The 7,537-nt window shown below is 63.6% G+C and carries 5 protein-coding genes; all 5 read right to left on the bottom strand.

Features of this window, described 5'->3' with window-relative positions:
- On the bottom strand, window positions 1-1,227 hold a 1,227-nt coding region (locus KBI5_RS23075; RefSeq protein ID WP_133057131.1), incomplete at its 3' end, for an ABC transporter ATP-binding protein.
- Window positions 1,228-1,341: 114 nt separating this feature from the next.
- On the bottom strand, window positions 1,342-2,388 hold the full coding sequence (locus tag KBI5_RS23070) for an alpha-hydroxy acid oxidase (RefSeq protein WP_011436875.1): 1,047 nt from the start codon (window positions 2,386-2,388) through the stop codon (window positions 1,342-1,344).
- Between the two features lie 14 nt (window positions 2,389-2,402).
- On the bottom strand, window positions 2,403-2,765 hold the full coding sequence (aroH, locus tag KBI5_RS23065) for a chorismate mutase (protein WP_023842144.1): 363 nt from the start codon (window positions 2,763-2,765) through the stop codon (window positions 2,403-2,405).
- A gap of 444 nt (window positions 2,766-3,209) precedes the next feature.
- On the bottom strand, window positions 3,210-4,703 hold the full coding sequence (locus KBI5_RS23060) for a tryptophan 7-halogenase (RefSeq protein WP_085016446.1): 1,494 nt from the start codon (window positions 4,701-4,703) through the stop codon (window positions 3,210-3,212).
- Between the two features lie 560 nt (window positions 4,704-5,263).
- Window positions 5,264-6,337: a ParB/RepB/Spo0J family partition protein gene (locus tag KBI5_RS23055; protein ID WP_131728967.1), complete on the bottom strand. Its 1,074-nt coding sequence runs from the start codon at window positions 6,335-6,337 to the stop codon at window positions 5,264-5,266.
- Window positions 6,338-7,537 lie beyond the last annotated feature (1,200 nt).

Genomic DNA, 7,537 nt, shown 5'->3' with positions numbered 1-7,537 from the left:
GAAGCTGATCCGATCCAGCACCATCGCGGTGCTCCCGGTGCGCTCGGCGGACGGCAGCGCGATCGATTCGAGCGAGGCGAGTGACACCTCGTCGGCGGTTGGGTAGCGGAACGACACCTCGTCGAACTCGATCTCCGGCGCGGCCGACGAGGCGGACGGCAGCGCGATCGCGCCGGGGCGTTCGGCGACGAGCGGCCGCAGGTCGAGCACCTCGAAGACCCGGTCGAAGCTCACCAGCGCGGTCAGCACGTTGAGCTGGATGTTGGAGAGCTGGTTGATCGGGCCGTACAGCCGGTTGAGCAGGACCGCGAAGGCGGCAAGGGTGCCGAGCTGGAAGTCGTCGTGGATGACCAGAACACCGCCGATGCCATAGACCGCCGCGGTGGCGAGCGAGGCCACCATCGTCATCGCGACGAAAAACACCCGCCCATAGACGGCGGTCCGCACGTTGATATCGCGGACCCGCGCCGCCCGGTCCTCGAACTGCCTGCTCTCGGTCTCGGGCTCGCCGTAAAGCTTGACGAGGATCGCGCCCGCCACGTTGAAGCGCTCGTTCATCATCGTGCTCATCTCGGCATTGAGCTGCATGCCCTCCCGGGCATACCGCTGCAGCCTGCGGCCGACGACCCGGGCCGGCAGCATGAAGCACGGGACGAGCGCGAGCACGACTATCGTCACGACCCATGACAGGTAGAACATCGTGACTATCACCAGGACCAGCGACAGCGCGCTGGACACCAACACAGTCAGCAACTGCGACATCGCCTGCTGCGCCTCGATCACGTCGGTGTTCAGCCGGCTGACCAGCGAGCCGGTCTGCGCCCGAGTGAAGAAGGCGATCGGCTGCCGCTGCACGTGGGCGAAGACCCGGGTCCGCAGATCATAGATTATCTGCTCGCCAAATCGCGCGGAGAGCATCCGCTGAGCGATTCCCAGAAAGGCATCCAGAAGGGCGAGTGCCGCGACGACCGAGGCGACTACGACGACCAGCCTGGTGTTCTCCTTCAAAATGCCGTCGTCGATGAGGAACTTGAGTAGCAGTGGATTGGCCGCAATACTCGCGGCCTCGAGTGACCCAGCTGCCAGCAGCAGCACCAGGCGCCACCGATAAGGCTTGGCATAAGGCAGGATCCGGCGCATTGTACCCGGCCTGATCTGCTGCCGGGTAATCGGTCGGTCACCACCCACCCCGCGGATCATCATGGGGCCCGGAGCTCCGAGCGTCATCACCGACCTCCTAAACACGGGACCCGAAGTAGTGGCCGCGGTATCGGTTCAACCGTACCTAGCGGAGTTTGCGGCAACCACTGTCCAACTGCCGAAAACTCACGGTGAGCCGTATCAGTGCCCAATGAGGCCGGGATGGATGTCGGCCAGCGAAGGTGTGCCGGTGAGGGTCATCGCGTCGGTGAGTTCCTCGATGAGAATGCCCAGCACATGAGCTGCGCCTTCCTGCCCGCCGACCGCCAGGCCATGGAGGACTGGCCGACCCACGAGCACCGCGGCGGCCCCCACCGCCAGGCAGGCCAGCACGTCCCGGCCCCGCCGGATGCCACCATCGACCAGGACCGGGCAACTGCCCGCCACCGCCGCCACGATCTCCGGGAGTACCTCGAAGGTCGCGGGGACACCGTCAAGCTGGCGGCCCCCGTGGTTGGAGACCACGATGCCGTCCACCCCCGCACGTACCGCCCGTTCCGCGTCCGAGGCCGTCAGGATGCCCTTGACCAGCAGCGGCAACGAGCTGATCGACCGCAGCCAGTCGATCACCGACCAGTCCAGGGTCGGGTCGAGCTCGGCGCTGGCGTGCGCGGCGGGCGAGGAGAAGCCATCCCCGTCGAGGTTGACCGGCATGATACCCGGAGGCAGCCGGAAGTCGTTGCGCACGTCGCGCAGCCGGCGGCCAAGCCGGGGCGCGTCAACGGTGAGGACCAGCGCATTCATGCCCGCCCGCTCCCCGTGTTCGATCAGCCGCTGCGTCCGGAAGCGGTCACGGAAGCAGTACACCTGGAGCCACAGCGGGGAGCCTGCGGCCGAGACCAGCTCCTCGAAGCGGCGCCCGGCCATGGTGGAGACGACGACGGGCATCCCGACCGAGGTGGCGGCCCGCACCGTGGCCAGTTCCCCATCTGGGTGAGCCAGCGTGTGGAAGGCCATCGGGGCGACAGCCAGCGGCGCCGCCCACCGGTCACCGAAGATCCTGGTGGCGATGTCGGGGTCGGACGCGCCGCGCAGCACGGTTGGCCGCAGCCGGACGTCGTCGAATGCCGCCATGTTAGCCGTGAGCGTCCGTTCCTCCCCGGCGCCGCCCGCGCAGAAGTCCCAGACCAGACGGTCCAGCCGGGCGCGGGCCAGGTTCTCGTAGTCGCCGAGCGTCAACGCGGTCATCCCAGCCTCCGAGATCACTGCGCCAGATCAGGGCGCAGCGCGCTCGCGCCGCGCAGATACACATGCCTGATCGGCGGGCGCGCCCCGTCGACCTCCACATGCGCCATCAGCCGTACGACGCGCGGCAGCGCCCCGGGCACACCGATCTCGCTGGCGCAGATCATCGGTACCGTGTGAAAACCAGCCTTCCTGGCGGCCAGCGCGGGGAACTCGGCGTCCAGATCCGAGGTCGCGGTGAACAGCACACTGATCACGTCGTCGGTCACCAGCCCGTTGCGGATGAGCATCTCGGTGACCAGCTCGACCGTCGCCTCGAAGATGTCCTCTCGCGCGTTCGCCCCGACCTGCGTGGCACCGCGGATCGCTCGCACAGTCATACCCCGCAGCGTCGCTCGGATCCAGACTCACAACAATGGCGTCCAGCAATTTTCCGCCAGCGCCATCGGATGCCTTTTCGACAGTCGGAAAGAACGGTTAGAGCGATATAATCGTTCACGGGAGCGCTCCGTGGCCCAGCGACGGAAACGGACCTCCTGAAAGAGCCCCGAATATCGGTTCGAATCCGATTCCGGGTACTCTGCATCTTCTCTTCACCCGGGTTATACCCACGGTGGCTGACGGCACGCGGCCGATGTGGTTGCCCGACCCGGCACGGAGCCGGGCCGTGGAACTGGCACAAGGCCGTAGAACTGGCACGCACCAGCGGCGCCATCTTACTGGGCTGACATCCACAGAACCAACCGGCCCACACAGACAACCGGCCCACACATGGTGGACCATGTGTGGGCCGGTTGCTTTTGGACGCGACCGGTACGGCCGGCCTAAGCGTCGGTGGGCAGCCAGAACATGCCGTCAGCCGACGAGACCAGACCGCCGGGGAACAGCGGGGTCTCCGGCTCGGYGTCCTCACCGAGCAGCGCGCGCATCTGCATCTGCGAGCCCTCGTGCATGACCCCGCGGATCACCTGCGACTTCATGAACGGCACCATGCTCTCGCTGTTGTTGGCCACGAGCGCGTCGACCGCGGTAGTGAAGTCGGCGGTGTTGGCCTGCAGCCGGAGGGCCAGGGCGTCGGCGTCGGTCAGCGCGGATTCCCCCGACGACACTCCGCCGATCAGCTCGACGAATGCCTCCAGCTCGGGCTGGCTGTTCCCGGTGACCTTCTTGGCCTGCCAGAAGTAGGAGTCCTCGCTGTGATGCATCTCGTAGAACGACACCAGAAACTCGTAGAACACGCCGTACTCTCGGCGGTAGCGGGCCTCGAACTCCTGCATCGCGGTCTTCTCGTCCACAATCTCGGCGAGGACGCTGTTGATGGACCGGGCCGCGAGCAGCGCGCTGTAGGTCGCGAGGTGCACGCCGGAGGAGAACACCGGGTCCACAAAGCACGCGGCGTCGCCGACCAAAACCATCCCGGGACGCCAGAAAGTCGTCTGATGATAGGAGTAGTCCTTGCGTACCCGGAGCTGGCCGTACTGCCCGGTGGTGACCCGCCTGGCCGGCGCGAGGTAATCCGAAATCATCGGGCACTCCTCAATGAGCGCCTTCATGGCCTGCTCGGAGTCACCCTGGACCTTCTCCGCCATTTCCGACCGTACGACCGCGCCGACGCTGGTCAGCGTGTCGCTCAGTGGGATGTACCAGAACCAGCCGCTGTCGAAGGCCACACACAGGATGTTGTTCCGGTTGGGCTCGGGCATCCGCCGGCCGCCCTCGAAGTAGCCGAACAGGGCCAGGCTGCGAAAGAACTCCGAGTACTGCCGGGTGCCACCAACCCGATGGTAGATGCGGCTTTTGTTGCCGGTGGCGTCGACCACGAAGGAGGCCCGCGCCTCACGCCGGTTGCCGCCGTCGTCGGTGTAGCGGATGCCGACGACCCGGTCGCCGTCCTCGATGACGTCGGTGGCCGAGCAGCCCTCGTGTACCTCGGCGCCGACCCGGCGGGCGTTCCGCAGTAGAATCTCGTCGAATTTCGACCGTTCAACCTGATAGGCGAATGAGGTCGGCCCAGCCATCCGCGACGACACCGAGAAGGCGAACGTCCACGGCTCCGGGGTGGCCCCCCATCTGAAGGTACCGCCGCGCTTGAGCGGGAAGCCGGCTTTGGCCAGTTCGTCGGCGGCGCCGGTCAGCCGGCAGACCCCGTGGATAGTGGATGGTAGCAGCGACTCGCCGATCTGGTAGCGCGGAAAGTGCTCCTTCTCCAGGACAAGGACTCGATGCCCCTGCATGGCCACCAGCGCGGCCAGTGTGGAGCCGGCGGGTCCGCCGCCAACGACCACCACATCAAATTCCGCAGAATCTGTCACGGCCATCTCCCACCATTTTTTCCGAGCCCTTTAAGCCCGCTTGACCAAATTTTCAATCTAGTTTCGAATTTTCTCAAATAAATGTCAAGGACATTCTTCCGACAACGGCTCCGCCGCCTCCTGCGCGGCTGATACAGCCAGTACGGCTGGTTCCCCGCGACTCGGCGCCACCAGTATCAGCCGGCGATGAACATCGTGATCAGCGCCATGAGAACGAGCATGGTGAACGGTTCCCTGCCGCCGCGGCGAGCCCCATATTCAGCGCGATCAACGCCGGTGAATCCCGGTGTCCACCAGGATGGTGGCCAGCCCCCTGGTGGGGGTGCTGGTGGGAGTCCAGTCCGCTCAGCCGTGGCGCCGTGAGTCCTCTCCTATCGTCCAACCGCGCGATCTCGGCACTTGAACAGCGGCTGGCCATCCTTGCCGCTCGGGCATCTGCGGCAGACCGCGGCGTACAACCGGCGGTATTCCGCCGGCTCCTCCCGACGACGCCGGCTGATGGACGGGCTCAAACCTTCGAAATCGCCCCCGTATCAAAAAATCGAGGCGCTACATCCACTCTTTCGCTACTCTGCCTCCGAGGAGACACGATGCTCGCCGTCCCGGAGTTCCTCCGCGAGCAGGCACCATATATCAGCATACCCAGAGAAGAGATCGGCGATAGCTTCCCTACAGTGGGGTGGAACGTTTTCGATGATCTTTTTTTTCTCCCGAGCCGTGACCGTGCAGTAGCTCAGGACGTGAAGCACCATCCTTCCTACCTCGTTGTACCTCAGTGACGGATCCTTCCGCAGAACATCAAAGAGAGAGAAAAGTTCATCCAGCGATCTCCTCTCTTTTCGTCCCGAGCTGAGGCTTTTACGCATCGCCATGCGTCGCCTGAGGTCCACCGTGTCGACGTTCCGCTGCTTTACGGGGACCGGGCTTGCTCCCCGGAGAACTCGATTCTTTACGTCCGCCACCGTAGTCGGAGAGATTCCGGCTTCCCTTGCGATCTGCCGAAGAGAGGCGGCGGGATTTGCTTTGATCAGTTCGCTGGCCCGCTCCCTGCCCTCCACAAAGCTCAACGGCCTCGTACGCCCATCCATACCAATCCTGCTCGTGAACTGAGGGACACTTTCGGCCAGGCTCTGGCGGATTTCCGAGATTTTTTTCGCGGAAACTCCGACTACCGAGGCCACAGCTCTGTCCGACCACTGCGGACGGCACGCGATAATACGCTTCGCAGCGGCCACCCGATCCGCCATCGTGAGCGGCAGGCCGTGCGTGACGTTTGCGGCGACCGCCAGGAGAAAAGCGTCTTCGACGTTGCCATCAAAGAACTGCACCCTGATATCTTCCTCACCACGAATCGCGGCGGCCCGTAGCCGGTGTATTCCATCGACCACCCTCATCGATCCCCGATGCACGATGATCGGCGGCAACACGGCTTCCGTCTCGGCCAGTATCTTGACATGATGCCCGACCTCGCCGGCCACGCGAAGCGACTCGGAGGTGGTGAGTGAATTTATCGGTAGTAGCTCAACGGTGGTGTTCTGTAGTTCGTTCAGCAGTTTTCTCAGATAGGACCAGCCATCGCCTCCGCGCCCTTCCGTCCCGTTTTCAGAAATCACGTGCTCTTCCTTCCTGAAGAGTTCCAAGGGATAAATTTACGGGTAACTGTGGCGTGGATGGATGAGAACTATCCGCGAGGCTTGAGCCGAAAGATTCCCTCGTGACGAAGGCCAGGCGAAAGGCGCTCCGGCGGGCTTCCCGGCAGGAGGGCCGAAGGTCCACCGGCCCGGTGGGCACCCGGGCCGAACGGGTGGGGATCGACCAGGCTTGGCCCGGAACGCCATCCGGGCTCGGGACCGGTGTCCACACCAACTTCGGCCACTCAACGTGGTCACCCAGATGACGCCGCCTGGTTGATCTTGAGCGTTTTCATGAACCTTGCCGAAGAGCAAAAGATTACCAAACAACAACGAATTTGATTACACATGAGTATTAATCCCACTAGGGTGGGCACCTACAGTCGACAAAGAATGTGGGTGACGGCCGGCAGTAAAAATCCGTGCTGTCTCACGGGCGGGCCGAAGGTGAGAGCGGGAATCGAGGAAACGTAAGGAGGAACGAATAATGGACGTCTAGATCACCATAGTTCGAAGCCCCCAGCGAAGATCTTTATGGAGGCCTTCTGGATGGCCCCTCACGGAACCCCCCTCAAGAAGATCTGAAAAGACAGAACGATGCCCATGAGACGGACCTCACGCTAGCACCGATACCCCGCGCCTCGCAAGCTTTGTCCTCGCAATCCTTCGCCGTGGAGTTTGCCTAAAAACAACCGTCCAAATTGCCAGGTTTGTCGAGGGCCTCACGCTCTGCCACTGACTCGCCGGGCCACACCGGTAAATATCTCGTCCCCTGCTCGGATACCCGGGATGAATGTTTCATCATGCGACCACTGTTTGCGCAGGTAGCAGACTAGATCAAAGTTCTGGTTCCACCTTGAACGCCGTCCCCTTAGAACACGTTTGAGGTCGTCGTGCGATAACTCTCCGTACCAGCCAGGGCGTACGACGGGTATGCCTTGCCGGGGAGAGGCCCGATGCCGTCCGCCAGGAGCATGGGACGTGTCCATTCAGGGTGGGCGGCCGTAGCCCGCTGACTTTGGGGTTTGTATTGAGGAGGTACGTTGGGCTCGTTGCTTGGTCCTGGTGGTTGGACGTGGAGGATCATGGGTCGTGGCTGACCCGTCCATGTCATGGCAGGGCGACGTCAAAGTAGGTACGGCGTGGCGTCTTGAGTTTGTGGTCGGCTACTGCTAGGGGTCGGGCCGCGAAGGGCCCTGGAACGCGGCA

The organism is Frankia sp. KB5 (assembly GCF_002099325.1).
GTDB lineage: Bacteria > Actinomycetota > Actinomycetes > Frankiales > Frankiaceae > Frankia > Frankia casuarinae.
Note: the sequence above shows the minus strand (reverse complement) of the source record. Positions and strands in the feature narration are given on the sequence as shown.

What these genes read in the sequence shown, in the direction of transcription:
- KBI5_RS23070 (WP_011436875.1), bottom strand. Translation starts at nt 2,388, where the DNA reads ATGACCGCGTTGACGCTCGGCGACTACGAGAACCTGGCCCGCGCCCGG.
- aroH (WP_023842144.1), bottom strand. Translation starts at nt 2,765, where the DNA reads ATGACTGTGCGAGCGATCCGCGGTGCCACGCAGGTCGGGGCGAACGCG.